Annotated in this window: 21 protein-coding genes; 12 read left to right on the top strand and 9 right to left on the bottom strand. The window is 52.8% G+C overall.

What is annotated here, in order from left to right; genetic code table 11:
- Genes dxs through xseB form a run of 3 tightly spaced genes read right to left on the bottom strand, consistent with a single transcriptional unit; the run spans position 1 to position 3,076 of the window.
- Positions 1 to 1,923: a 1-deoxy-D-xylulose-5-phosphate synthase gene (gene dxs / locus FRIGORI9N_RS03110; RefSeq protein ID WP_159569589.1), complete on the bottom strand. Its 1,923-nt coding sequence runs from the start codon at positions 1,921 to 1,923 to the stop codon at positions 1 to 3.
- Entirely contained in the window at positions 1,917 to 2,819 is a 903-nt protein-coding gene (locus FRIGORI9N_RS03105) for a polyprenyl synthetase family protein (protein WP_201301398.1), read from the bottom strand. The genes dxs and FRIGORI9N_RS03105 overlap by 7 nt, the downstream gene beginning before the upstream one ends.
- On the bottom strand, positions 2,816 to 3,076 hold the full coding sequence (gene xseB, locus FRIGORI9N_RS03100) for an exodeoxyribonuclease VII small subunit (protein ID WP_159568429.1): 261 nt from the start codon (positions 3,074 to 3,076) through the stop codon (positions 2,816 to 2,818). The genes FRIGORI9N_RS03105 and xseB overlap by 4 nt, the downstream gene beginning before the upstream one ends.
- Positions 3,077 to 3,268: 192 nt before the next feature.
- Between xseB and FRIGORI9N_RS03095 the strand changes: the two genes are divergently transcribed.
- The 3 genes from FRIGORI9N_RS03095 (at position 3,269) to FRIGORI9N_RS03085 (ending at position 6,189) form a co-directional block, all read left to right on the top strand.
- Positions 3,269 to 4,396, top strand: coding sequence for an aromatic ring-hydroxylating dioxygenase subunit alpha (locus FRIGORI9N_RS03095; RefSeq protein WP_159569585.1), 1,128 nt, complete (start codon positions 3,269 to 3,271; stop codon positions 4,394 to 4,396).
- A gap of 105 nt (positions 4,397 to 4,501) precedes the next feature.
- Complete coding sequence (locus FRIGORI9N_RS03090) at positions 4,502 to 5,278, top strand: GntR family transcriptional regulator (protein WP_159568428.1); 777 nt, start codon at positions 4,502 to 4,504, stop codon at positions 5,276 to 5,278.
- A gap of 41 nt (positions 5,279 to 5,319) precedes the next feature.
- Complete coding sequence (locus tag FRIGORI9N_RS03085; protein ID WP_159568427.1) at positions 5,320 to 6,189, top strand: DMT family transporter; 870 nt, start codon at positions 5,320 to 5,322, stop codon at positions 6,187 to 6,189.
- Between the two features lie 8 nt (positions 6,190 to 6,197).
- On the opposite strand, the gene FRIGORI9N_RS03080 is transcribed toward FRIGORI9N_RS03085, so the two are convergent.
- The 3 genes from FRIGORI9N_RS03080 to polA are packed head-to-tail and all read right to left on the bottom strand — an operon-like array spanning position 6,198 to position 10,718.
- The gene (locus tag FRIGORI9N_RS03080) at positions 6,198 to 6,983 is read right to left on the bottom strand and encodes a ZIP family metal transporter (protein ID WP_159568426.1); all 786 of its coding nucleotides are present in this window, start codon (positions 6,981 to 6,983) and stop codon (positions 6,198 to 6,200) included.
- Positions 6,984 to 7,001: 18 nt separating this feature from the next.
- Positions 7,002 to 7,907 carry a dienelactone hydrolase family protein gene (locus FRIGORI9N_RS03075; RefSeq protein WP_159568425.1) on the bottom strand — a complete coding sequence of 302 codons (906 nt, stop codon included), beginning with the start codon at positions 7,905 to 7,907 and terminating at the stop codon, positions 7,002 to 7,004.
- A gap of 27 nt (positions 7,908 to 7,934) precedes the next feature.
- The gene (gene polA, locus FRIGORI9N_RS03070; protein WP_159568424.1) at positions 7,935 to 10,718 is read right to left on the bottom strand and encodes a DNA polymerase I; all 2,784 of its coding nucleotides are present in this window, start codon (positions 10,716 to 10,718) and stop codon (positions 7,935 to 7,937) included.
- On the opposite strand from polA, the gene FRIGORI9N_RS03065 reads away from it, so the two are divergent.
- From FRIGORI9N_RS03065 to FRIGORI9N_RS03055, 3 genes are all read left to right on the top strand, one after another.
- On the top strand, positions 10,719 to 11,456 hold the full coding sequence (locus tag FRIGORI9N_RS03065) for a TIGR00730 family Rossman fold protein (protein ID WP_159568423.1): 738 nt from the start codon (positions 10,719 to 10,721) through the stop codon (positions 11,454 to 11,456). It begins immediately after the preceding gene.
- 66 nt (positions 11,457 to 11,522) lie between these two features.
- Positions 11,523 to 12,485 carry a homoserine kinase gene (locus tag FRIGORI9N_RS03060; RefSeq protein WP_159568422.1) on the top strand — a complete coding sequence of 321 codons (963 nt, stop codon included), beginning with the start codon at positions 11,523 to 11,525 and terminating at the stop codon, positions 12,483 to 12,485.
- An 11-nt stretch (positions 12,486 to 12,496) separates the two neighbouring features.
- Complete coding sequence (locus FRIGORI9N_RS03055) at positions 12,497 to 13,291, top strand: BPSS1780 family membrane protein (protein WP_159568421.1); 795 nt, start codon at positions 12,497 to 12,499, stop codon at positions 13,289 to 13,291.
- Positions 13,292 to 13,296: 5 nt separating this feature from the next.
- Here the strand turns inward: FRIGORI9N_RS03055 and FRIGORI9N_RS03050 are convergent, their stop codons facing one another.
- Positions 13,297 to 15,528 (bottom strand): UvrD-helicase domain-containing protein, encoded by a 2,232-nt coding sequence (locus FRIGORI9N_RS03050; protein WP_159568420.1) that lies wholly within the window; start codon positions 15,526 to 15,528, stop codon positions 13,297 to 13,299.
- Positions 15,529 to 15,692: 164 nt separating this feature from the next.
- Here FRIGORI9N_RS03050 and leuS point away from each other — a divergent pair, with 164 nt between their 5' ends.
- From leuS to FRIGORI9N_RS03020, 6 genes are read left to right on the top strand one after another with little or no spacing between them, the layout of a single operon-like run.
- Positions 15,693 to 18,338, top strand: coding sequence for a leucine--tRNA ligase (leuS, locus tag FRIGORI9N_RS03045; protein ID WP_159568419.1), 2,646 nt, complete (start codon positions 15,693 to 15,695; stop codon positions 18,336 to 18,338).
- A gap of 28 nt (positions 18,339 to 18,366) precedes the next feature.
- Positions 18,367 to 18,885, top strand: coding sequence for an LPS assembly lipoprotein LptE (gene lptE / locus FRIGORI9N_RS03040; protein ID WP_159568418.1), 519 nt, complete (start codon positions 18,367 to 18,369; stop codon positions 18,883 to 18,885).
- Positions 18,882 to 19,922, top strand: coding sequence for a DNA polymerase III subunit delta (gene holA / locus FRIGORI9N_RS03035; protein WP_159568417.1), 1,041 nt, complete (start codon positions 18,882 to 18,884; stop codon positions 19,920 to 19,922). The genes lptE and holA overlap by 4 nt, the downstream gene beginning before the upstream one ends.
- Positions 19,923 to 19,935: 13 nt before the next feature.
- Positions 19,936 to 21,192 (top strand): glutamate-5-semialdehyde dehydrogenase, encoded by a 1,257-nt coding sequence (locus FRIGORI9N_RS03030; RefSeq protein WP_159568416.1) that lies wholly within the window; start codon positions 19,936 to 19,938, stop codon positions 21,190 to 21,192.
- Between the two features lie 31 nt (positions 21,193 to 21,223).
- Positions 21,224 to 21,655: a CopD family protein gene (locus tag FRIGORI9N_RS03025; protein ID WP_159568415.1), complete on the top strand. Its 432-nt coding sequence runs from the start codon at positions 21,224 to 21,226 to the stop codon at positions 21,653 to 21,655.
- Between the two features lie 16 nt (positions 21,656 to 21,671).
- On the top strand, positions 21,672 to 22,955 hold the full coding sequence (locus FRIGORI9N_RS03020; protein ID WP_159568414.1) for a class I SAM-dependent RNA methyltransferase: 1,284 nt from the start codon (positions 21,672 to 21,674) through the stop codon (positions 22,953 to 22,955).
- Positions 22,956 to 22,958: 3 nt separating this feature from the next.
- On the opposite strand, the gene FRIGORI9N_RS03015 is transcribed toward FRIGORI9N_RS03020, so the two are convergent.
- Together FRIGORI9N_RS03015 and FRIGORI9N_RS03010 are read right to left on the bottom strand one after the other, a co-directional pair.
- Positions 22,959 to 23,447 (bottom strand): glutathione peroxidase, encoded by a 489-nt coding sequence (locus FRIGORI9N_RS03015; protein WP_159568413.1) that lies wholly within the window; start codon positions 23,445 to 23,447, stop codon positions 22,959 to 22,961.
- Between the two features lie 57 nt (positions 23,448 to 23,504).
- Entirely contained in the window at positions 23,505 to 24,539 is a 1,035-nt protein-coding gene (locus FRIGORI9N_RS03010; RefSeq protein ID WP_159568412.1) for a type IV pilus twitching motility protein PilT, read from the bottom strand.
- Positions 24,540 to 24,561 lie beyond the last annotated feature (22 nt).

The raw sequence follows: 24,561 nt of genomic DNA, 5'->3' as shown, positions 1-24,561 counted from the left end.
TCATGTGTTCGCGGAACGCCCTGCTACATGGCGTACCACATTGGTGTGGCGATCAAAGAGCTCGCCATAGTGCTGCTTGATGGACGTTTCTATGCCTTGGGCGTCCAGTCCAAGATTCTTGAGCAGGAGCGCAGGGTCTCCGTGGTCGATGAATTCATCGGGCAAGCCGAGCTGCAAAACTGCGTTGTTAAAGCCTTGGGCGTGCAAGTGTTCAGTTACCGCCGAACCAGCGCCACCCATGATACAGCCCTCTTCCACAGTCACAAAGCTGTAGCGCTGCTCTGCAAACCGTTGTAACAATTCTGCATCAATCGGCTTGACCCAGCGCATGTCCACCACGGTGGCACCCAGCGCACGACCAGCCTCAAGGCTTGGTTCACACATGGAGCCAAATGCCAAAATTACAAGTTTATTCTCAGACTCATCGGGCGAATAACGCACAATTGCCCTGCCAATTTCAAGCGAATCCAGCGATTCATCGGCCACAACGCCCGGCCCCATACCACGCGGATAACGCACAGAGGCACAACCAGGATAGTGATAAGCCGTGGTCAGCAACTTGCGACACTCGTCTTCGTTGGACGGTGCAGCAATGATCATATTCGGGATACACCGCAGATAGGCAACATCGTAATTGCCGGCGTGGGTTGCACCGTCGGCCCCAACCAAACCTGCTCGGTCCAGGGCAAAAGTGACATCCAGATTCTGCAAGGCCACATCGTGAATCAGCTGGTCGTAGGCACGTTGCAAGAAAGTGGAGTAAATGGCCACTACGGGTTTCATGCCCTCGCAGGCCAAACCTGCCGCAAAGGTAACCGCGTGTTGTTCTGCAATGCCCACGTCAAAATACCGTGAGGGAAAGCGTCGCTCGAATTCAACCATGCCCGAACCTTCGCGCATGGCGGGGGTAATGCCCACCAGTTTGCGATCCGATTGCGCCATGTCGCACAGCCACTTGCCAAAAATTTGGGTGTAAGTGGGTGGCTTGGGCGTGGTTGACTTTTGAATGCCAATGCTTGGATCGAACTTGCCGGGGCCGTGGTACAGCACAGGGTCTTGCTCGGCCAGCTTGTAACCTGCTCCCTTTTTGGTGATCACATGCAGAAAAATCGGGCCTTTCATGGCACGCAGGTTTTGCAACGTAGGCACCAAGGCATCCAGATCGTGGCCGTCGATCGGGCCGTAATAGTTAAAACCAAATTCTTCGAACAGCGTGGCCGGGCTCATCATGCCTTTCACATGCTCTTCGAGCCGGTGCGCAAGTTCGTACAAGGGTGGGGCTACGCCCAAAATGCCCTTGCCGACTTCCTTCACATTGTTCAGCATGCGGCCAGACAACAACTTGGCCAGGTATTTGTTCAGCGCACCCACAGGCGGTGAAATCGACATGTCGTTGTCGTTCAAAATGACCAGTAAATCGATGTCGGGGGTAACACCCGCGTTATTCAGGGCCTCGAAAGCCATGCCGGCTGTCATGGAACCGTCGCCGATCACCGCAATGTGCTTGCGGTTTACGCCCAAATTGCGGGAGGCCACGGCCATACCCAAGGCGGCAGAAATGGAGGTGCTGGAGTGTGCAGTACCAAAGGCATCGTATTCGGATTCCGAACGCTTGGGAAAACCGGATATACCGCCGTACTGACGCAAACCGGGCATGGCCTCACGGCGCCCAGTCAAAATTTTGTGCGGATAAGTTTGATGGCCCACGTCCCAAACGACGCGATCGTTCGGTGTGTTGAACACATAGTGCAAGGCCACAGTCAATTCGACTGTACCCAGGTTGGATGACAAATGCCCGCCGGTTTTGGCCACTTGCTCCACAATGTAATTGCGCAACTCATCGGCCAACTTGGGCAGCTGGTTTTCAGACAATCGCCGCAAGTCTGCGGGGCAATCAATTTTTTTCAGCAGATCGGTCATGATTTCCGGTTTGTAATCAATTCTACAAGGGATTCCAGCGGGGCTCTGCGTTGCGGCGCAATGGCGTCACAGGCGCTCAGTGCTTGCTCGCGAAGCCGAGTCAACAGCGCTTTGGCTTCGCCCAACCCCATTAAACTCACCATAGTGGGTTTGTTGTTCAGTGCGTCTTTGCCCGACGTTTTACCGAGCACTTCGCTGGTGGATTCCACGTCTAATATGTCGTCTATTACCTGATATGCCAAGCCCAAACAATGGGCGTAGGCCTCTAATCCTTCCTTTTCAACGTTTAAAATGTCGGGGTTGCTGACATAACCCATGCGAACCGAGGCTTTAATCAAATCGCCAGTTTTTCGCGCATGCATGTTTTCAAGTGCAGACAAGTCCATGGGTTTGCCCACATGCGCAAGGTCAATGGCCTGCCCTGCAGCCATGCCCTGAACACCGGAAGCACCGGCCAAGGCCGCAATTTGTTGCATACGAACCTGCACACTGCCTTGGCCTGATTCTGCAAGCCACTGAAAAGCAGTGGTTTGCAATGCGTCACCAGCCAACAAAGCAAATGCTTCGCCAAATTTAACGTGACAAGTCGGCTTGCCACGGCGCAACACGTCATTGTCCATGCAAGGCAAGTCGTCGTGAACCAGCGAATAGGCGTGCATGGCCTCGATGGCACAGGCCGCATCGCTTAGTTCGCCTACAGGCGTGCCCACAGCGTGGCCAGCAGAAAATACCAGCATGGCCCGCAGGCGTTTGCCGCCATCCAGCAAAGCATATTCAATGGCCTCGTTAAGCACGGTTGAAGGGCCTTTGCGCTGCTTAAGCTTCTCACACAATATGTCCTCAAAACCCGCGCGGGTTTCATCAAACCAATTCAGCTCAATAGGTTGAGGGAAGCTCACTGATCACCTTCGTCGACTGGTTTGTTCAAGGCTTGTTCAATCTCGGTCACCTCTTTGCGAACCTGGCTCAATCGGTCGCGACAATACTTCACGAGATAAGCACCGCGCTTGTAATCGGTCAACAATTGATCCAGTCCAAGATTCTGGGAATCCATGGTATCGACCAGTGCCTCCAGTTCGGCTGCCGCTTCTTCGAAGGAGGCTGGTACCGCTTGGGCGGATTCAGCGGATGCTGTTTTTGATTTGCTTGGGCTCATTGTGCTGCTGTGCGTAGTGCAAAGTCTTCCATTTTACTGCGAGTTTGCTCAAAGGCGAAAAGTCTTTGGCCGGAATGCGGACTAAAGGGTACAATCCCACTTTCTCTTTTTGTTCAACAGGTTAATTTGCATCAGTGTCGATCAGGGACACTGTTGGAGGAGGTCCCCGGGATCATGTCCGATTTGAGTGATTTGTCCAATGTGTCACATGCCGTGACGCAGTCAAGTTTGCAGCCTCATGTTTCAACGTATTTTGATGAACATGTTTTGAAGGATGAAATCCAACTACTCTATCGAGACGGACCGGGTTACGTCGGTCACACCCATTGGGTGGCCGAGCACGGCGACTGGAGGTCACTTCCGTGGGAGGGAGACGGTCGCATTCTGGTGAACAACGGCTCTGAAATTGAGCTTTTGTCCAATGTATGTCGACACCGTCAAGCCATTATGCTGAAAGGTCACGGCAACTCCAGCAATATCGTTTGTCCGCTTCACCGCTGGACCTACGATTTGAAGGGCGAGTTGCTGGGAGCCCCCCATTTTGCACAGCAACCTTGCACCAGGCTACAGTCCTACCCGCTTCAAAACTGGCGTGGCCTGCTGTTTAATTCTGGTCGCAATGTGCTGGACGAGCTGAAAAATGTGCCGTTCCTCGAAGAACTCGATTTTTCGAATTTTCAGCTTGATTCGGTAAAAAGCAATGTGTTGCCCTACAACTGGAAAACCTTCATTGAGGTTTATCTGGAGGACTACCACGTGGAGCCGTTTCACCCGGGGCTGGGTCAATTTGTGAGCTGCTCCGATTTGCAGTGGTACTACGGCGAGAACTGGAGTGTGCAATCGGTGGGCGTCAAGGCCGGGCTTCGTCGCCCGGGCACGCCGGTTTATCGCCAGTGGCACGATGCGGTCAAAAAATTCAGCAACGGCGTAGAACCCAAATACGGCGCAATCTGGTTTTGCATGTACCCCAATATCATGGTGGAGTGGTACCCACATGTGTTGGTGGTTTCCACGCTGCACCCGAAGGGGCCACAGGAAACATTGAACGTGGTTGAGTTTTATTACCCCGAGGAAATTCGCCTGTTTGAGCGGGAATTCGTCGAGGCTGAGCAAGCCGCCTACATGGAAACTGCAGTTGAGGATGACGAAATTGCCGAGCGAATGGACGAAGGCCGCCGCGTGCTGATGGAACGTGGAGAACACGACGCTGGCCCCTACCAAAGCCCAATGGAAGACGGCATGGCGCACTTCCACGCTTGGTATGGTGCCCAAATGAACCCGGCTCACCACCAATCCGGAAAGTTGAAAAAAATACTCTGAAAAGCTACAACACGCATCGTCCAAATCAATATCGCGATTTCTATTTTTGTTTAATATTTTTCTGGTACATTGATTAGACAAAAATAAAACTCTGGATATATTCAAATGATGCGTGGCGCCAATTCTTTGGACGGGCCCGTCGTACGTAGTGGCGGCCCCGCCTACCAACAAATCAGTGAAGTGCTGACCCATGAAATTTTCAGGCAAACCTGGAAGGTTGGCGAACCACTGCCCAATGAAAAAAAACTCTCAGACCGCTTTCAAGTGTCAATCGGCACAATTCGCCGCGCAATTGAAGCCCTGGAGACGTCTGGGTTAGTGACAAAAATGCAGGGACTGGGCACATTTGTTACCAACAAAGCCTTGCCTTCCCCGGTATACGATCGGGCAGACCCATTCAAGCTGAATGACCACTGGGCCACCGAATATGCGGGCACCGAGGTAAAAACCGAGTTGATCAGCCTGGAAAGCATTCAAGCCAATACCGAGGAATCTCGCGCCCTTGGCGTCACATTGGGTGATCCGATCTGGTTGATTGAAGTTCGGCACATGCTGCACACTCAATTGATTGCCTATGAACAATTGTGCCTTTCAAAGAAAGTCTTTCCAAAACTGAGTATTGAGATGCTTCAAAAATCGGCGGGTAATCTTTACCGGCTGGCCTCGGAAGTCTTTCAAATGCGAATTGGCCAAATGACTGACGAAGTGTCGGTCAAATCCATGGAACCGCGAATCGCCAGCCTGTTCAATAAAATTCCGGATGCACCAAGCCTGCGTGTATTTCGCATTACCCATTCCATGGACAACACACCGATTGAAAAACGCGAGGTATGGCTTGACCCCAGCTTTGCGCATTACAAAGCAACCCCGGAATTATCCTGACGCTCGACGCAAGCCGAACAGTCGCGCTACAATCTGCCCCCATGCAAGCACTCTGGATGTTAATGGCCTGCCTGTGCTTCGGCACCATGGGCCTCATGGTCAAATTGGCAGGCTCCCATGTCTCGTTGGGTGAAATTGTGCTGTTTCGCGGTGCAGTACCGGTTATTGGCATCACGGTTTGGGCTGTCATTCAGGGACTTAGCCTGAAAAGCCCGGTTGCCATGTTGCACCTAAAACGAAATATCGCAGGAATTATTGCAATGTGGTGCGGTTTCTATGCCACCACGCAATTGCCGCTGGCTACGGCCACTACGCTGATGTACACCTCCCCCCTGTTTATCGCGCTGATTCTGTGGCTTTGGTTTGGTCAATCGAGAAACTGGCTTGAACAACTGGCCATTGCCATTGGGTTCGGTGGGGTTATTGCCGTACTTCAACCCGTGATTGCAAGTGACCAGCTTTCAACAGCACTGATTGGCTTGGGTGCCGGAGCTGTGTCAGCGATCGCATACCTGCAGCTAAAAAGCCTGGGCCAAGCAAAAGAAGCAGAGTGGCGAACAGTGCTGTACTTCGCGGGCACCGCAACAGTTACCTCGCTGGTGTATCTATTGGGTTTCGGCGAATTTACAGTCTTCAAGACGGCGGGCTACGAATGGCCGCTGCTGTGGCTATTGGCTTTGGGGTTTTTTGGCGGTGCTGGCAACCTGGCGCTGACCCGGTCGTTTGGCAGCGGCTCAACCTGGCTTTCAGCCGCGCTGCAATACTGCACCATTCTGGTGTCTACGTTTTATGGCATCACGGTATTGGGTGACATTCCAACAAACACCACGTGGATTGGCGTGCTATTGATTATCACTTGTGGTGGCATTTCTTCCTATGCCACCCACAGGCGCAAACTGAATAATTATTGAATTTGCTTTTAGTGATGGTGGTGCAGTATTTCGGCCAACAAGGCGATCAAGGCCACACCGCCACCAATGCACAACAATTGCACGAAACTCTCTTTGATTTTGACGCGTTGCTGCATTTGTGGAATGAGGTCGGCCACGGCAACATAGATAAAACTGGCGGCGGCAAACACCAAGGCATATGGCAACAACGTTTGCAGTTCGGTAAACAGGGTGTAACCCAAACCCGCGCCCAGTACTGCGGCCAAACCAGCCACCGACATCAGTTGCAAGGCTTTTTTGCGTGCAATTCCCGCATTCACCAGCACCAGATAATCCCCGGTTTGCTGGGGGATTTCGTGTAAAACCACGCTCAGCGTGGTCACCAAACCCAATTCGAAATCGACCAGAAAGGCACTGGCCACCAGCAGGCCATCGGCAAAGTTGTGAATTGAATCACCCACAACAATCAACAAGCCACCTCGCCTTGCCTCGCGCTTGTCGAAACCGTGATGATGGTCATGCCCATCATGCTCATGGTGGTGACTGTGGCGAAAGATGGCGAACTTTTCCAGCACAAAGAAAAACAACAAACCGGCCAACAACAAAGCAAATAGCTTGTGATGGTCCATGCCTTTGTCCAGCGCTTCAGGCAGCAAATGCAACAGCGATGCGCCAAGCAACACACCAGCGGACACACTGACCATGGGCTCAAGCGAACGTGCAATGTGGCGGGCTGTTAAAAGCGCAGATGCAAATATGGCCAAGGCCGTGCCCAAGGCAGCGGCCAGGAGAACAAGCGGTAAACTGGATTGCACGATTGATTCGGTCCGAGATTAGATCAGGTTCTTGCCCCGCAAGAACTCAAGCGCCTGATTGTACGCCTGTTTCGCCGCGGTGGAATTGTAGGTGGGGCGATAATCAGCGTGGAAACCATGCTGTGCCTTGTCAAACACCGTGATACTGCTGGCTTGTGCATTTGAATTGCCCTGGGCGGCAGCCAAGGCCTTTCGCATCTGCTCCACCGTGTCCAGCGGAATGGAGCTGTCTTCGGATCCATACAAACCCAACACCGGGGCCTTCAATTGAGTAGCCACATCCACAGGGTGTGTAGGCGTTAATTCAGTTTTTGCGCCCACCAGGCGACCATACCAGGCCACACCTGCTTTAACTGCAGGCTGGTGAGCGGCATACAACCAGGTAATTCGTCCACCCCAACAAAATCCGGTCACGGCGAGTTTCTCGGCGTCAGCGCCTTCGGTGGCCGCATGTTCGACACATTTGTCCAAATCAGCCATCACCTGTTTGTCATTCATTTTTGAAATGACATTTTCCAAAATGGCGGCCACCGTGGCGTACTGCCCTGGCTCGGAATGTCGAAAGAATATTTCGGGTGCCAAGGCATAAAAGCCGGCCTGGGCAAAACGACGGCATACATCTTCCAGATAGGCATGAACACCAAAGATTTCAGGCACCACCAGAATAACGGGCGCGTTCTTTTTGCCTTTTGGATAAGCCCGGTAGGCGAACATGTCATCGTCGCCCACATCCACAAACACCCGGCCTTCTTCAAGGCCGTCGCTTGGCGTGGTAATGGCTTGGGCCAACACAGGCGACGCGGCTGCGGCAAAACCACCCACGGTAAACCCTTTGAGAAGGGTGCGACGGTCGATGGTCAGTTTGCCACCGCCAGTCAAAGCCTCAAGGTGTTCCTGATGTTCGGTTTTTTTGCTGTCGCTCATGTGCCTGCTCCTCATTTCTTCTGAAATTTAATGCGCCTCTTCCCAGTTGTTGCCAACGCCACAACCCACTTCCAGCGGTACGCGCAATTTCGCAACTTGCGTCATGATTTCAGGTACACGCTTCTGGATCAATTCGAGTTCACCCTTGGGTACTTCAAAAATAACCTCATCGTGCACCTGCATGATCATTTTGGTTTGCAGCTTTTCAGTTTTTAGCCACGATGACAATTCGACCATGGCCATTTTGATGAGATCCGCCGAGGTACCCTGCATGGGCGCATTGATCGCAGCCCGTTCAGCACCCGCACGGCGAGGACCATTGGGGCTTTTGATCTCGGGCAGCCACAAGCGGCGACCGAACACGGTTTGCACAAAGCCGTCTTCCTTGGCTTGGGCACGTACATTGTCCATGAATTTCGCCACGCCGGGATAACGCGAAAAATAGCGGTCAATGTAAAGCTTTGCGGCCTCGCGGGTAATGCCCAGGTTGCCGGCCAAGCCAAATGCACTCATGCCGTAGATCAGACCGAAGTTAATCACCTTGGCGGTTCGGCGGTGATCCGAAGTCACCTCATTCAAACCCACACCAAAAATTTCAGACGCAGTGGCACTGTGAATGTCCAACCCTTCATTGAAGGCGTGGACCAAGGCTTCATCGCCTGAAATATGGGCCATGATGCGCAACTCAATTTGAGAATAATCAGCAGACACCAAAACACAACCCGGCGCGGCAATGAATGCCTCTCGAACCCGGCGCCCTTCAGCTGTGCGCACTGGAATATTCTGCAAATTGGGATCGTTACTGGCCAAACGGCCTGTAACAGCCACCGCCTGCGCGTAATTGGTGTGCACGCGCCCTGTGCGCGCATTCACCATGCGGGGCAGTTTGTCGGTGTAGGTGCTTTTCAATTTGGCCAGTGAGCGGTGTTCCAGCAATTTGGCTGGCAGCGGATAATCTTCTGCCAGCTTGCTGAGCACTTCTTCATCCGTGGATGGCGCGCCGCTGGCCGTTTTTTTCACCACAGGCAAACCAAGTTTTTCGAACAACAACTCGCCAATTTGTTTGGGCGAATTCAGATTAAAACTGCCACCTGCAAGCTCAAAGGCCTGCTCTTCAATCAGCTTCAACTTGTCTGCAATCTCGGCACTTTGAGCCTCGAGTTTGTCAGAATCAATCAACACACCATTGCGTTCAACCTCGAACAGCACTTGCCCAAAGGGCAACTCTACATTGCGGTACAGCTTGACGAGATCGGGTACTTTGTCCAGCTCGGCTTTCAAGGTGTGAGCAAGGCGCAAAGTAACCTCGGCGTCTTCTGCTGCGTATTTGGTGGCTGTATCAATGGGTACCTGATCAAAGGTAATTTGACTGGCCCCCTTGCCGGCCACTTCCTCGTATTTGATGGTGTTGTAGTTCAACCAGCGCAGGGCCAAGGCGTCCATGCCGTGCGGCTTGTGAGCCTCCAGAATGTAGCTGGCCAGCATGGTGTCTTCAAACAGGCCCTTCACCCACACATCGTGATTGGCCATGACATGCAAATCGTATTTTGCATTCTGGGCAATTTTGGGCGAATCGGAATCTTCGAACCAGGGCTTCAGAAATGCCAACACATCGGCCAGCGGCAGTTGCGGCTCAGCCGTCAAATCCTGATGCGTTAAGGGGATGTAATAACCCACGCCAGGCTTCATGGCAAATGACAAGCCCACAATTCGGGCATTCATGGGCTCTAGCGAATCAGTTTCTGTGTCAAAGGCCACGGGTGTTTTGCTGGCGGCGGCAGCTTTTAATTCTGCAAGTAACGAATCAAGTTGTGCTTGCGTTTGCACGCAAACCGTTTCAATGGACTCCACAGCCTGCGTGGGCGCATCAAACAAACTCATGGAGCTGCCATCGGGCGGACCATCCACTTTCGGTTTTGTTGCCACTTCGTCTTCGGCCACTCCGCCCAAGGCACGAAACCAGGTTTTGAACTCAAAGCGTTGAAACAATTGTTTCAAAGCGTCGGTATTTTCCGGGTGCGCCTTCAACTGCTCTTCAATGTGCCTGCGAAGCTCGAACTCGCAATCCATTTTGATGGTGACCAATGTTTTGCCGGTGGGCAACCAGTCCAGCGCTTTTTGCAGGTTCTCACCCACCTTGCCACCAATTTTGTCCGCATTGGCCACAATCGCGTCAAGGGTTTTGTATTCAGCCAGCCACTTGGCTGCGGTTTTCGGCCCCACCTTTTCTACGCCTGGCACGTTGTCCACGGTGTCACCTACCAGGGTCAGGTAATCCACAATTTGCTCGGGGTACACGCCAAACTTCTCGAATACGGCGTCCCGAGTCATCACCGCATTTTTCATGGTGTCGACCAAGCGAACCTTGTCGTTCACCAACTGGGCCATGTCTTTGTCGCCTGTGGACACAATCACTTCATCAAATCCTTGGTCCATGGCCACCTGGGCCAAGGTGCCAATGACATCATCAGCCTCAATGCCTGGCTCCATCACAATAGGCCAACCCATGGCGCGCGTCACTTCATGGATGTGGGGGATCTGCGCAGCCAAATCCTCTGGCATGCTGGCCCGGTTCGCCTTGTATTCCGGGTAAATGTCGTCGCGAAAGGTTTTGCCCGGCGCATCGAACACACAGGCGATACAATTGGAGGTGATATCGTCGGTGTTGTAGTCTGCACGCAGGCGTCGAAGCATATTAACCATGCCGTAAATGGCCCCGGTGGGCTCACCAGCGCGGTTGCGCAGGTCAGGCATGGCATGAAAGGCACGGTACAGGTAGCTCGAACCATCAACCAGGAGTAATCGCTTCATATGACAACCAAAAATAAGAATATTCCAACATTGCGCCACCTCCCCTCCAAAGAACAATCCACCGCAGTGAAGGCCCGTGAGTCATGGCATGTGTTGGGAATTATGGCAGAGTTCATTGAGGCGACTGAGAAGCTGTCGGCAATTCGCCCCTCGGTCTCCATTTTTGGTAGTGCCAGAACACCTACGGATCACCCTTACTACGCACTTACCGAGAATATTGCCCGTGCATTGTCTGATTCAGGCTTCGCGGTGATTAGCGGCGGTGGCCCCGGCATCATGGAAGCAGCCAACAAAGGTGCCCACGCAGGCGAATCTCCCAGCGTCGGGTTGAATATTGAGCTGCCCTTTGAACAAAGCGGTAACGCCTATCAAGACATCTCGCTCACGTTTCGCCACTTTTTTGCCCGCAAAGTTGCTTTTGCGAAGTACGCCAGCGCCTATGTAGTCATGCCCGGTGGTTTTGGAACGCTCGACGAGATGTTTGAAGCACTAACTTTGATTCAAACCAACAAGGGGCGACGCATTCCGATCATTTTGGTGGGTTCGAAGTTTTGGGCAGGCCTGATTGACTGGGTTAAAAGCCATTTGTTGGGTGAAGGCATGATCAGCCCCGGCGATATGGATCTGTTTGAAGTGGTTGAAACACCCGAAGAGGTTTTGGGATGTATTTTCCGTTTCTACGAAAAACGCACCTTCAACCCATCAGAGAGTGAAACAGAGAAGCTGCTGGACTTATAAAGCAGGGCCAAACACGGGTAAAATCCGGGGTGCTTTGTCGGTGTTGTGACCTTCTCGGGATATTGAATGGCTGTTTTTACGCGTATTACACAAGATGAACTGCAGCAGTGGCTAAAAGACCGCAAGTGCGGTGAACTGCTTTCATTCGAAGGAATTGAGTCGGGCATCGAGAACACCAATTACTTCGTGAACTCCAGCACGGGCAGGTTTGTGCTCACGCTGTTTGAGAAGTTGCGCGCAGAAGACCTGCCGTTTTACCTGGGTTTGATGGAACACCTGGCAAAAAAAGGTTTGGCTGTTCCTGGACCGATCGCAAACGCCAAAGGCGAGCTGTTCAATACGCTGCACGGCAAGCCCGCCACGCTGGTGACTTGCCTTAGCGGAAAATCGGTGGATCACCCCAACGCCGAGCAGTGCCACGCAATTGGCAAGTTCAGTGCCCAAGCCCACTTGGCCGTAGCCGACTTCGCAGGAAACACCCCCAACCCGCGTGGCTTGGCGTGGATCGAAAATGCAATGAATGAACTGGACGACCATTTGCCCGATGCCGTGTGTAAACTGCTGCACGACGAAGTGAGTCACCAAAAAACCGTGGCGGCAGGAAATGCCTACAAAACCCTGCCAAAAGGCGCGGTGCACGCTGATTTGTTCCGCGACAACGCCTTGATGCAGGGCGGCACACTGGGTGGTGTCATCGACTTTTATTTTGCAGGGGTGGACACCTATCTCTTTGACTTGGCAGTAACTGCCAACGATTGGTGTATCAACCTGGACAGCGGTGAATTCAAGGATAACCTTCTGGATGCCTTGCTGAACGGTTACCAGGAAGTTCGCCCATTGACCATTCACGAGTGTGAACTGTGGCAAGACATGCTCCGCGCCGCGGCGCTACGCTTCTGGGCCTCTCGCCTTTACGACTTTTACATGCCCCGAGAAGCCGAGGTTTTGAATGTGAAAGACCCGCAACATTTTGAGCGAGTATTGTTGGCGCGTCGCCAAGGTATTCCATTTGCAGTGCAACCGAACTAAGGACTTTTCAATTGGCCAATTATGTACACACGTGCCCACCCAGCGCTGGTTGGGAGTGGCTGATGCAGGGCGTACAGCTTTTTCGCAAAAAGCCGGGCGAGATGTTTTTGTTCGGCAACACCTACCTGTTTATCATTCTGTTTGTGGGGCTGTTGATTCCATTTCTGGGTGCAGCCGTTGTGGCCATCGCATCGCCCGCCATGGGGTTCGGCATTATGCTGGCAGGACGCATGGGGCAGAAAGGATTGCGGGTCAGCCCGATTGTTCTTTTCAGCGGCTTCAGTCAGGAACACAGAAAACACCTGCAGTCGCTGATCGTGCTCGGTGCGATCTACACCGCATGCTTTGCGGTGATCAAGCTGCTGGCGCACCTGTTGCTAGGCGCACAACCCAATGTGTCCATTGAAGACCTTCAAAAAGCAGACCCGGCAGCAAGTGCTGCCTTTATGGAATACATGGTGCTGTACATGGTCTTTGTGGGCATCACCAGCATCCCGGTGTTGTTGGCATTTTGGTTTGCGCCAGTGCTGGTGGTGTGGCACAACATGAAACCTGTGCAGGCCCTGTTCTCAAGCTGGGTTGCGGTGTGGCGCAACAAGGCCAGCTTTTTCATCTATGGCATGGGTTGGCTGGTTCTGGGCTTGGGTTTCTCATCGGTGTTTGTGGTCATTTTTACCATGCTCGGTTTGCCTGCAGTGTTTGTAAGCGCACTGAACATGATGTGTGTGGCCTTGGTGATGGCAGTGTCGCTGTGCACGTTTTACCCCACTTACCAGGCAGTTTTTGAACAAGACCCGCAGGTGTAACCTTTTCAACTTCGCTCAAGCTTCGCCAAACTGAGCATCAACCACTTCATGCCCTGGCGACCAAAGTTGATTTGAATTCTTTGGTCGTCACCCTCGCCTTCATAGGCCACCACAACACCACTACCAAACTTGGCATGCGCAACGCCTGTACCAATGTCATACGGACGTTTGGGCGCTTTGTTGCTGTATCCAACATTCAGGGTTTTGTTCTGCCCCCACACTTTGGAATCGAGCGCATCCCAACCCTGGCTGGCAATGTGTGCGCGCTTGGGGGTGAGCCACTTCAGTACTTCTTCGGGCAACTCATCCAGAAAACGCGAACGCAGGTGGTAACGAATTTGGCCATGCAGCATGCGCTGCTGGGCATGGCTCAAAAACAGTTGCTCGCGCGCACGGGTAATGGCCACGTACATCAAGCGGCGCTCTTCTTCCACAGCTTCCACACTGGTGCCGTCGCCGCCCTCCACTGAATTGCCAATGCTGTTCTCGTGCGGAAACAGACCTTCTTCCAACCCAGTCACGAATACACATTTGAATTCAAGACCCTTGGCAGAATGCGCTGTCATGAGTTGAATGGCCTCTTGACCAGCCGCAGCGGCGTTGTCACCTGCCTCCAGTGATGCATGCGATAAAAAATCCGCCAGGGGCGTAATCAGTTTTTCTTCGTCCACCATGGTGGCGGCTGCATCTTGGTAATAGCCTTCTGAAATCGCAAAGGAGGCCGCAGCGTTAACCAATTCCTTCAAGTTTTCTACGCGATCCTCACCATCTTTGTCAGCTTGAAAATGGGCAATCAAACCGGACTCATTAATCACTTTGTCGACCAAATCAGCAAGGCTCAAGCCACGGGTCTCGAACCGCATGCGCTCAATCAAGTCAGCAAATTTTTTCAAACCCGCCTGCGCACGCCCTTCCATGCGGTGGATAGCGCGATACAAGGAAGTACCCTGCGCAGTGGAAATGTCTTGCAACTGCTCCACACTGCGCGCACCAATGCCGCGAGTGGGAAAATTAACCACCCGGGAAAATGAGTTGTCATCGTCTGCGTTGTCCATCAAACGCAAATATGCCAAGGCATGTTTAATTTCAGCGCGTTCAAAAAAGCGCAAGCCGCCATACACCCGGTAAGGAATACCGGCGTTGAACAAAGCCTGTTCAACCACCCGTGACTGTGCGTTGGACCGGTACAGAATTGCGACGTCGGATCTGCTAAAACCTTCATCCAGAATCAACTTTTTGATTCGATCAATAATGAATGCGGCCTCGTCTTGATCGCTCACCGCCTCGTACACACGAATGGCCTCGCCCTCGCCTGCTTCGGTCCACAATTCTTTGCCCAAGCGGGCTTTGTTGTGCGCAATCAGTACGTTGGCCGCCTTCAGCACATTGCCAACCGAGCGATAGTTCTGTTCAAGCTTGATTCGGTTTTGTACATTGAAATCGTTTTCAAACTGCACCATATTCGCCACGCGTGCACCGCGAAATGCGTAGATGGACTGGTCATCGTCGCCCACGGCAAATATGCATCCTTGTGGCCCAGCCAAACGCTTCAGCCAGTTGTACTGCAGGCTGTTGGTGTCTTGGAACTCGTCCACCAAAATGTATTTGAATCGGGCTTGGTAATGCTCGCGCAATGCGGGGTTGGCACCCAGCAACTCGAATGAACGCAACAACAACTCCGCGAAATCAACCACACCTTCGCGCTGGCACTGGGCTTCGTAGGCCTCGTACAACCGAACCATCATTCGGTGGTATTCGTCGTGCGCTTCGACATCTTTTGGGCGCAAGCCCTGGTCTTTCGCAGAGCCAACGAAATAACTGAGCTGCTTGGGGGGAAACTTTTCAGCGTCAATGCCCAAGACCTTGTACATGCGTTTGATGGCCGACAACTGGTCTTGCATGTCCAGAATCTGGAAGGCCTGTGGCAAACCGGCTTCTTTCCAGTGTGCCCGCAACATGCGGTTGCACAAGCCGTGAAACGTACCCACCCACATGCTGCGGGTGTTAATGGGCAGCATGGTTGAAATGCGATGAAGCATTTCTTTTGAAGCTTTATTGGTGAAGGTAACCGCCAACACCCCATTGGGCCCCACCTGCCCGGTTTGAATCAACCAGGCAATGCGTGCAGTCAGCACTTTCGTTTTTCCGCTGCCAGCACCCGCAAGAATCAGCGCAGATTCACGCGGCAAAGTGACGGCTGCCAGTTGTTCGGGATTCAGGCTATCGAGTAAAGACACGGCTTCTCACAATCAAATTTGGTTTTGCTGTTGATTTTAACAGTGATTGGGGTACCAGCCGCGCCCGTAAAAAACGAAAAAGCCCGATATAATGACCGATTGGCCTGCCCAACCCGGCATGGTCCCGCCCGCATTCAAAATTCACACCAAGTTTCAACGCCACCATGTTTGACAAATACGCCGCACAAGACATTGAAAACGCCGTTCAAGGCCTATGGAAAAAATCGGACGCTTACAAAGCCGAGGCTTTCGCAAAAGATGCAAGCGGCAAACTCAAGCCCAAGTACTACTGCGTATCGATGCTGCCTTACCCCAGCGGAAAACTGCACATGGGCCATGTGCGAAATTACACAATCAACGATGTAATGATTCGCCAAAAACGCATGAAGGGCTACAACACCCTGATGCCCATGGGCTGGGACGCATTTGGCATGCCCGCGGAAAACGCCGCGATGGCCAACGGCAAGCCGCCAGCGGCCTGGACTTACAGCAACATTGATTACATGAAAAAGCAGATGGAATCCATGGGCTTGGCCATTGACTGGTCCAAGGAAGTGGCCACCTGCAAGCCCGATTACTACAAATGGAACCAGTGGCTGTTTTTGAAAATGCTTGAGAAAGGCATTGTGTACAAAAAAACAGGCACCGTGAATTGGGACCCAATTGACCAAACTGTGCTGGCCAACGAGCAAGTGATCGACGGCAAAGGCTGGCGCTCGGGCGCTGTCGTTGAAAAGCGCGACATTCCGATGTACTACATGGCGATTACCGACTATGCCGACGTATTGCTCGACGATTTGAATGGTTTACAGTGGCCTGACCGCGTGAAGGTGATGCAGGAAAACTGGATCGGCAAATCCACAGGCGTACGCTTTGCATTCCCGCATGAGATCAAAAACGCTGCTGGTGAATTGATTCAAGACGGCAAAATGTATGTGTTCACTACACGCGCCGACACCATCATGGGCGTTACATTTTGCGCCGTGGCGGCTGAACATCCCTTGGCTGCGCTTGCCTCTGAAACAAATCCTGAACTTCAGGCATTCATAGCCGAATGCAAAGCGGGTGGTGTGGCCGAGGCCGACATGGCCACCATGGAAAAGAAAGGCATGCCCACTGGCCTGAAAGTAACCCACCCATTGACCGGGGATGAAGTACCCGTGTGGGTCGGCAACTACGTGTTGATGAGCTACGGCGATGGTGCCGTAATGGGTGTGCCTGCACACGACGAGCGAGACTTCGCGTTTGCCTTGAAATACGGCATTGCCATCAAGCAGGTGATTGGCGTGAAAGGCGAAGTATTCAACAATGCTGAATGGGCCGAGTGGTATGGCGACAAAGAACGTGGCCAGTGCATGGCCAGTGGCCCGCTTGATGGGTTGAGTTACACAGCAGCTGTGGACAAAGTGGCTGATCTGTTGGCTGCCAAAGGGCTGGGCGAGAAACGCACTCAGTTCCGCCTGCGCGACTGGGGTATTTCACGCCAACGTTATTGGGGCACCCCCATTCCAATCATTCATTGCGACACCTGCGGCGATGTACCAGTACCCGAAGCCGACTTGCCTGTGGTGTTGCCTGAAGACCTGGTACCGGACGGCAGCGGCAACCCACTGGCCAAAAGCGCTGCATTCTATGAATGCAAGTGCCCAAAGTGTGGCAAGCCTGCGCGCCGTGAAACCGACACCATGGACACCTTCGTGGACTCCAGCTGGTACTTCACGCGCTATGTGTGCAACGACGCCCCCACCATGACAGACGAGCGCAGCGATTACTGGATGCCCATGGACCAGTACATCGGCGGCATCGAGCATGCCATTTTGCATTTGCTCTACAGTCGCTTCTGGACCAAGGTCATGAACGACCTGGGCCTGGTGAAATTCCGCGAACCCGCCACTGCCCTGCTGACCCAGGGCATGGTGTTGAACGACACCTATTACACCGAAGAAGCCAACGGCAAAAAAATCTGGATCAACCCGGCCGATGTCGCAGTTGAATTCGACGACAAGGGCCGCCCGGTGTCTGCACGCCTAAGCAGCAACGGCACCGCGGTGCAAATCGGTGGTGTGGAAAAAATGTCGAAGTCCAAAAACAACGGCATTGATCCACAAGCCTTGATCGACCAATACGGCGCCGACACCGCACGCCTGTTCACCATGTTTGCGGCCCCACCCGAGCAAAGCCTCGAGTGGAGTGATTCCGGTGTGGAAGGTGCACACCGCTTCCTGAAACGCCTTTACCAATTGGCCCTGAACAAGCAAGAGGCGATCAAGACGCAGCCCGCATTGAACCCAGCCGAACTTGGCAAGGCGGCGCAAAACACCCGCCGCGATGTGCATGAAATTCTGAAACAAGCCAACTTTGACTACGACCGCAATCAATACAACACAGTGGTGTCTGCCGGCATGAAAATGCTCAACACCCTGGATGCGTTTGCCAGTGAAGCCCATACCACCACTGACCACGCTGTACTGTCAGAGGGCCTTGGTATTTTATTGCGTGTGCTGTATCCGATTGTGCCCCATGTCACCTGTCACCTGTGGAGCAGCCTGAACTACAGTCAGGCCCATGGTGAGTTGCTGGATTCCCCATGGCCAGAAGTGGATGAAAAAGCGCTGGTGCGGTCTGAACTCACCCTGATGGTTCAGGTCAATGGCAAGCTGCGTGGCAGCATTGAAGTGCCTGCAAATGCCGACAAAACCAGCATTGAAGCGACCGCATTGGCCAGCGAAGCAGCTGAAAAATTCATGGAAGGCAAACCCGCAAAGAAAGTCATTGTGGTACCCGGCAAACTGGTCAATATCGTTGTTTAAGATCGACCCCAACAAGAAGCGAGCCCTTATGAAACGATTCATTCAAGCCATTGCATTACTGACAACAACCCTTGCGCTGACTGCCTGCGGTTTTCAGCTACGTGGTCAGTACAACTTCGACTTTGAGAAAATCGAATTGCGCGGCATGGAAAATTCGGAAATGAACCGCAATATGGACTTGCAACTTCAGATCCTGAACCTGAAAGTGAATCCTCCGGAAGGCGCACCTTTGAAGCTGAATTTGTTGGGTGAAACACGCGACCGGAGCATTGTGACGTTTAGCGCCACAGGCCGTGCGCGCGAGGTTCGTGTCACCTATGAGTTGGTGTACAGCGTGGTCGACACAAACGGGGACTTCCTGATTGCGACCAGCCAGCTAAGCCAGCGCCGCGAACTCACCTACACCGATGATCAAATCTTGGGCAAGGAAGCCGAAGAAAACCAGCTTTACACCGAAATGCAACGTGACATTGCGCGCCAAATTACCGGGCGGCTAAGCGCGTTACAACTGGGCAATGCGAAAACGACGGGGCAAGCCACGAAGTGAAACAGATTGCGCTCGACACCTGGTTAAACGATGAGGCAAACATCACTTTGCCCCAGTTGCTGTGCGTATTTACTGATGAACCTTTGTTTGCCACCCAAGCTGCTGACCTGTATCGCCAGCGCCTGAAAAAACAGACAGAATACCAACGCCAAATCGTTGAAGTGGACCGGCAATTCGACCCACAGGAATTTCTGTCCCTGTTTGCCGAGGTTTCCCTGTTTGGTGATGTCTCCCTGGTGGATTTGCGGATTAACCAACCCAAATTGAGCAAGGAAGCTGCCGAAGCCCTGGGCAAAGCAGCCCAATGGATTGCATCTGGCGAGACAGCTCACTGCCTCTTGGTCAGCGCCCCAAAATTAAACAAAACCCAAGAAAAAAGTGCTGGCTTTGCTGACCTGCTCGCCAGGGGAACCGAGATTGCCTGTCGCCCCGTAAGCGCTGACGCATTACCTGGCTGGATCGCGCAATCCGCCAAACGCAAAGGTGTACAACTTACCCGTGAAACATGTGCCTGGCTCGCTGTAAAAACTGAAGGCAATTTGTTGGTGGCGCACCAAACCATTGAAAAACTGGCGATCGAACACCAAGGCACGGTGGATATTGAACAGGTACAAGGCATGGTCGCCAACTCAGCCCGCTTCAATGTATTTGATTTGGGTGGCAGCCTGCTGGCCGGTGACACCAAACGCGTAACGCGCATGATCGAAGGGCTGGAGGCCGAAGGTGAAGCACCCACTCTGGTGTTGTGGGCCTTGCAGGAGGAAATTCGTGCCATTCGCGACACACAGCATGCCATGCGACGCGGAATGTCTTTGTCGGATGCCTGCCGGCAAAATAGAATTTGGGGACAGCGACAAAATCACATCAGTGCCGCACTGAAACGGCACAACCCCGCCAGCCTGCAAAAGCTGACGGCCTGGTGCTACGCCGCTGAAAAAACCATCAAGGGCATGAAACAGGGCAACCCCTGGACACTGTTTGAAATAATCGGTTTGGGTGTGGCTGGCGTTGAGCCACCCGAACTATGGAATACCTGAACGAGTAAGCATCATGAGCATTGAAGAACAAATTCTGGCTATCGGCAAAAAAGCCCGTGCCGCGGCCGTTGACATGGCCAAAGCCAATACCCACGCCAAAAACCAGGCACTGCTTGAAACCGCCAAACTGATTCGAGCCAACAAGGCCGAACTGACCAAAGCCAATCAGGCTGACATGGCCCAAGCCCAGGCCAACGGCCTGGATGCTGCCCTGCTTGATCGTTTGGCCCTGAGCGACAAAGCCATTGAAACCATGGCCGAAGGCCTGGAGCAAATTGCCCAATTGCCAGATCCAATTGGTGAGATGACCGACTTCAAGAATCGTCCATCCGGCATTCAGGTGGGCAAAATGCGTGTGCCTTTGGGCGTAATCGGCATCATCTATGAAAGCCGCCCCAACGTAACCGTGGACGCAGCAGGCCTGTGCATCAAATCAGGCAATGCCACCATTCTTCGTGGCGGTTCCGAAGCATTTCGCTGCAATCAGGCTTTGGCCGCAATCGTGGCCCAAGGGCTGGAGGCCGCAGGTTTACCTGCGGATGCCGTACAGGTGATCGACACCACCGATCGAGCCGCCGTGGGCACCCTGATCACAATGACACAATACGTGGACGTGATTGTGCCCCGTGGTGGCAAAGGCTTGATTGAACGCATTTCCCGCGATGCCAAAGTGCCTGTAATCAAGCACCTGGACGGCATTTGCCATGTATTCATCGACGAGTCGGCAAACCTGACCCATGCAGTGAATATTGCCGAGAATGCGAAAACCCACCGCTACGGCACCTGCAACACCATGGAAACACTCTTGGTTCATACCCATGTGGCCAAGCCCGTTCTTGCGGAACTTGCGCAGCGTTATGCTGCCAAAAGTGTTGAACTGCGTGGCTGCAAACGCACCATGGCTTTGTTGCCATCAGTTAAGGCCGCCACCGAAGAAGACTGGAACACGGAATACCTGGCACCGATTTTGTCGATCAAGGTGGTCGATAGCCTGGATGAGGCCATTGCGCACATTAACCAATATGGCTCTCAACACACCGACAGCATCGTGACCGAAAACCACAGCCACGCCATGCGCTTTATTCGGGAAGTGGATTCCGCTTCTGTCATGGTGAACGCATCGACTCGTTTTGCTGACGGATTCGAATATGGTCTGGGCGCTGAAATCGGTATTTCTACCGATAAAATTCACGCCCGAGGCCCTGTGGGTCTGGAGGGTTTGACCAGCCAGAAATACGTGGTGTTTGGTCATGGCGAAACACGCAACTAAGCATTTGAAAACCAACTAACTGGAGCAGTACATGGGTGGTTATCTTTGGGTGAAAGCCTTTCACATTTTGTTTGTGGCTTCATGGTTCGCAGGCTTGTTTTATTTGCCGCGTATTTTCGTGAACCTGGCCATGGAAACAGAACCTGCGGCCACGGCACGCCTGTTGCAAATGGCCAGAAAACTTTACAAATTCATGACCTTGTTGGCCATACCCGCATTGTTGCTGGGCTTCGCCTTGGTTGGGGTTTATCAAATTGGAGTGGGCGGCCAAAGCGGCTGGCTACATGCCAAAATCCTGATTGTCTTCATCATCGCTGGTTACCACTACAGTTGTGGTCGTATTCTGCGCAAATTCGAAGCAGGCCAAAACACGCGCAGCCACACCTACTTCCGCTGGTTCAATGAAGTACCCGTGGTGCTCATGGCCATCGCCATCATTCTGGTGGTTGTTAAACCGTTCTAATTTTTAAAAGCAATTCATGCCCAATTCAAATCAACACAACTCCACCAAGCAAAGCGTATTCAAATGTTTTGCAAGTTGCCCGCGCGGTCTGGAAGAAATTCTGGTGGCTGAACTGGAAACCATGGGTGCACAAAAAACACGTGCAGTCACGGGCGGCTGCACCTTCGAGGCCAGCTGGCGCCAAGCCACCCGCATGACCTACTGGAGCCGCTTTGCAGGCCGTATTGGACTGGAATTGGCGCGGGGTGAATGCACGAACGAAGAACAGTTTTACAACATCGCCAAATCGGTTGATTGGTACAACTGGTTCAAACTGTCGAATACTTTCCGCGTTGACTTGAACAATTTGGGTGCCGATATTCAAAGCGTGCGTTTCACGCAGCTTCGCCTTAAAGACGCAGTGTGCGATGCATTCCTGGAACGATTCGACGAGCGTCCGAACGTGAGCGTGGAAGCACCCGATGTGCGCATTTTCGCAGCCATTAACCCCACGGAAGCGATGGTGTACATCGACCTGGCTGGTGAAAACCTGTTCAAACGTGGCTGGCGAGAAGAAGCGGGTGTAGCGCCGTTGAAGGAAAACCTGGCTGCAGGCCTTTGGCACATTGCGCGCCAAAGTGAAGCCGGCAAGAACGCCAATGTATTCCTTGACCCGTTTTGTGGAAGCGGCACCTTGGTGATCGAATCACTTTCACAATTGTGCGACCGAGCACCGGGCCTTGAGCGCGCCTTTGCATTTGAAAACCTGAAGCCTTTCACGCCAGAATGGGGCAAAGAACTTCAGGAAGACGCCAACCGACGCTTCAATGCGGGCTTGGACAAAGCACTGACCACGCCTCACTTTCAGTGGTATGCCAGCGACATTACCGAATTGCTGATCGAGATTGCAAAAGAAAATTTAGCGCGAGCCGGTTTCGAAGAACTGCTCGATGCTGGCATTGTGCAATTTGCACAGCGCGATGCGCTCACCGTAGAGCCACCAGCTGCCAACGGCATTGTGTTCAGCAACCCACCTTACGGCGAACGGGTTCGCGCAAAAGGTGCCGATGTGCCCGAGGACGAAGCCTACGAACGGCTGTTCAAGGCGTATGGCGATCATTTGAAAATGAATTTCTCGGGCTGGACCGCCTTTTTGTTCTCTGGCGATCTGGAAATCAAGAAAACGCTGGGCTTAAGCCCCAAGCGCAAACGCCCATTGTTCAATGGGCCGATTGAATGCCGCCTGTTTGAAATTCCGTTGACCCGTGGTGTTTATCGTCCACGGGCCAGTGGGGACAGCCCCGAATCTCAGGAAAACTGAGGTTTATTCAGCCAGCAGCTTGCCAATGTCGGCTTTCAGATCCGCCGGCTTGGTGGTGGGGGCGTAACGGTCATACACCTCACCATTTTTGCGTACCAAAAACTTCGTGAAGTTCCACTTGATGGCCTCGGTGCCCAAAATGCCCTTGGCCTGAGAAGTCAGGTACTTGAACAAAGGGTGTGCGTCGCTGCCCTTCACGTCTACTTTCTCGGCCATCAAAAAGTCCACACCGTAATTCTTCTGGCAAAAACTGGCGATCACCTCTTCAGTGCCAGGCTCTTGCCCGCCAAACTGGTTGCACGGAAATCCGATAATCACCAAACCCTTTTGGCCCAATTCTTTGTGCAGTTCCTGCAAACCTTCGTACTGGGGCGTAAATCCACATTTGCTGGCCGTATTCACAATCAGCAACACCTTGCCCTGAAAATCGGCCAGGCTCAGGGGTTTGCCATCCAGCGTTTTGCCAGAGAATTCATACACATTGTTCGCCATGGGAATTGCCTTTCACGTGTTGTTTGAAAAGCAAGTTTACCTGCAAACCTGAATGGCTCAAGGTTGGTTGGACCCCGAAATAACGCTCATGGCCACTTCTCGAGTAATCCTTCCAGTCATCAAAAGCCGCTGTACCGCCTGCTCCATGGTTTGCATGCCATGCTGCGAACCGGTTTGAATCGAGGACAACATTTGCGCCACCTTGCCTTCACGAATCAAATTTCGAATCGGCGGTGTGGCCATCATAATTTCGTGAGCCGCAACTCGACCACCGCCCTGCTTTTTCAGCAAGGTTTGGCAAATCACAGCGCGCAGTGATTCCGACAACATGGCGCGCACCATGCTTTTGTCAGCCGAAGGAAATGCATCAATAATTCGATCGATGGTTTTGGGTGCCGAGGATGTGTGCAGGGTTGCAAACACCAGGTGACCAGTTTCTGCGGCAGTCAGCGCAAGCTGAATGGTTTCAAGATCCCGCATTTCTCCCACTAGAATAACGTCTGGATCTTCCCGCAACGCAGACCTTAAAGCCGCACCAAAAGAATGGGTGTGCTCGCCAAGTTCTCGCTGGTTGATAACGCAATTCATCGGCGTGTGGGTGAACTCAATGGGATCCTCAATGGTCAGAATGTGCGCCTTCTGGTTGCGGTTCACATCATCCACCATCGCAGCCAAAGTGGTGCTTTTGCCTGAACCTGTTGGCCCCGTTACCAGCACCAGTCCATTCGGTTCGCGTGCAATTTGGCGAAACACCGCTGGCGCTTCAAGTTCCTCCAGTGTTTTTACGCGGCTGGGTACCACACGAAATGCGGCAGCAGCCCCCCTGCTCTGCATGAATGCATTCACACGAAATCGCGACAGACCTTCCACCGAAAAACTGTAATCACATTCATGGGACTGCTCCCAACCTTGCCACTGAGCCTCGGTCATTGACCCTTGAATCAATCGATAAATTTCACGATGGCCCAATACTGACTCGCTCAATTTCCGCATTTCACCGTTCACACGAATCATCGGCGGCATGTCCGCCGACAAATGCAAATCCGATGCATGTTCTTCCACAGCCCAGGTCAACAGTTCGGTCAGTGTCATGTGGCTATAATCTCCTTTTAAG

Source organism: Limnobacter sp. 130 (assembly GCF_902506325.1).
Taxonomy (GTDB): domain Bacteria; phylum Pseudomonadota; class Gammaproteobacteria; order Burkholderiales; family Burkholderiaceae_B; genus Limnobacter.
This window is presented reverse-complemented; position numbering and strand designations above follow the sequence as displayed.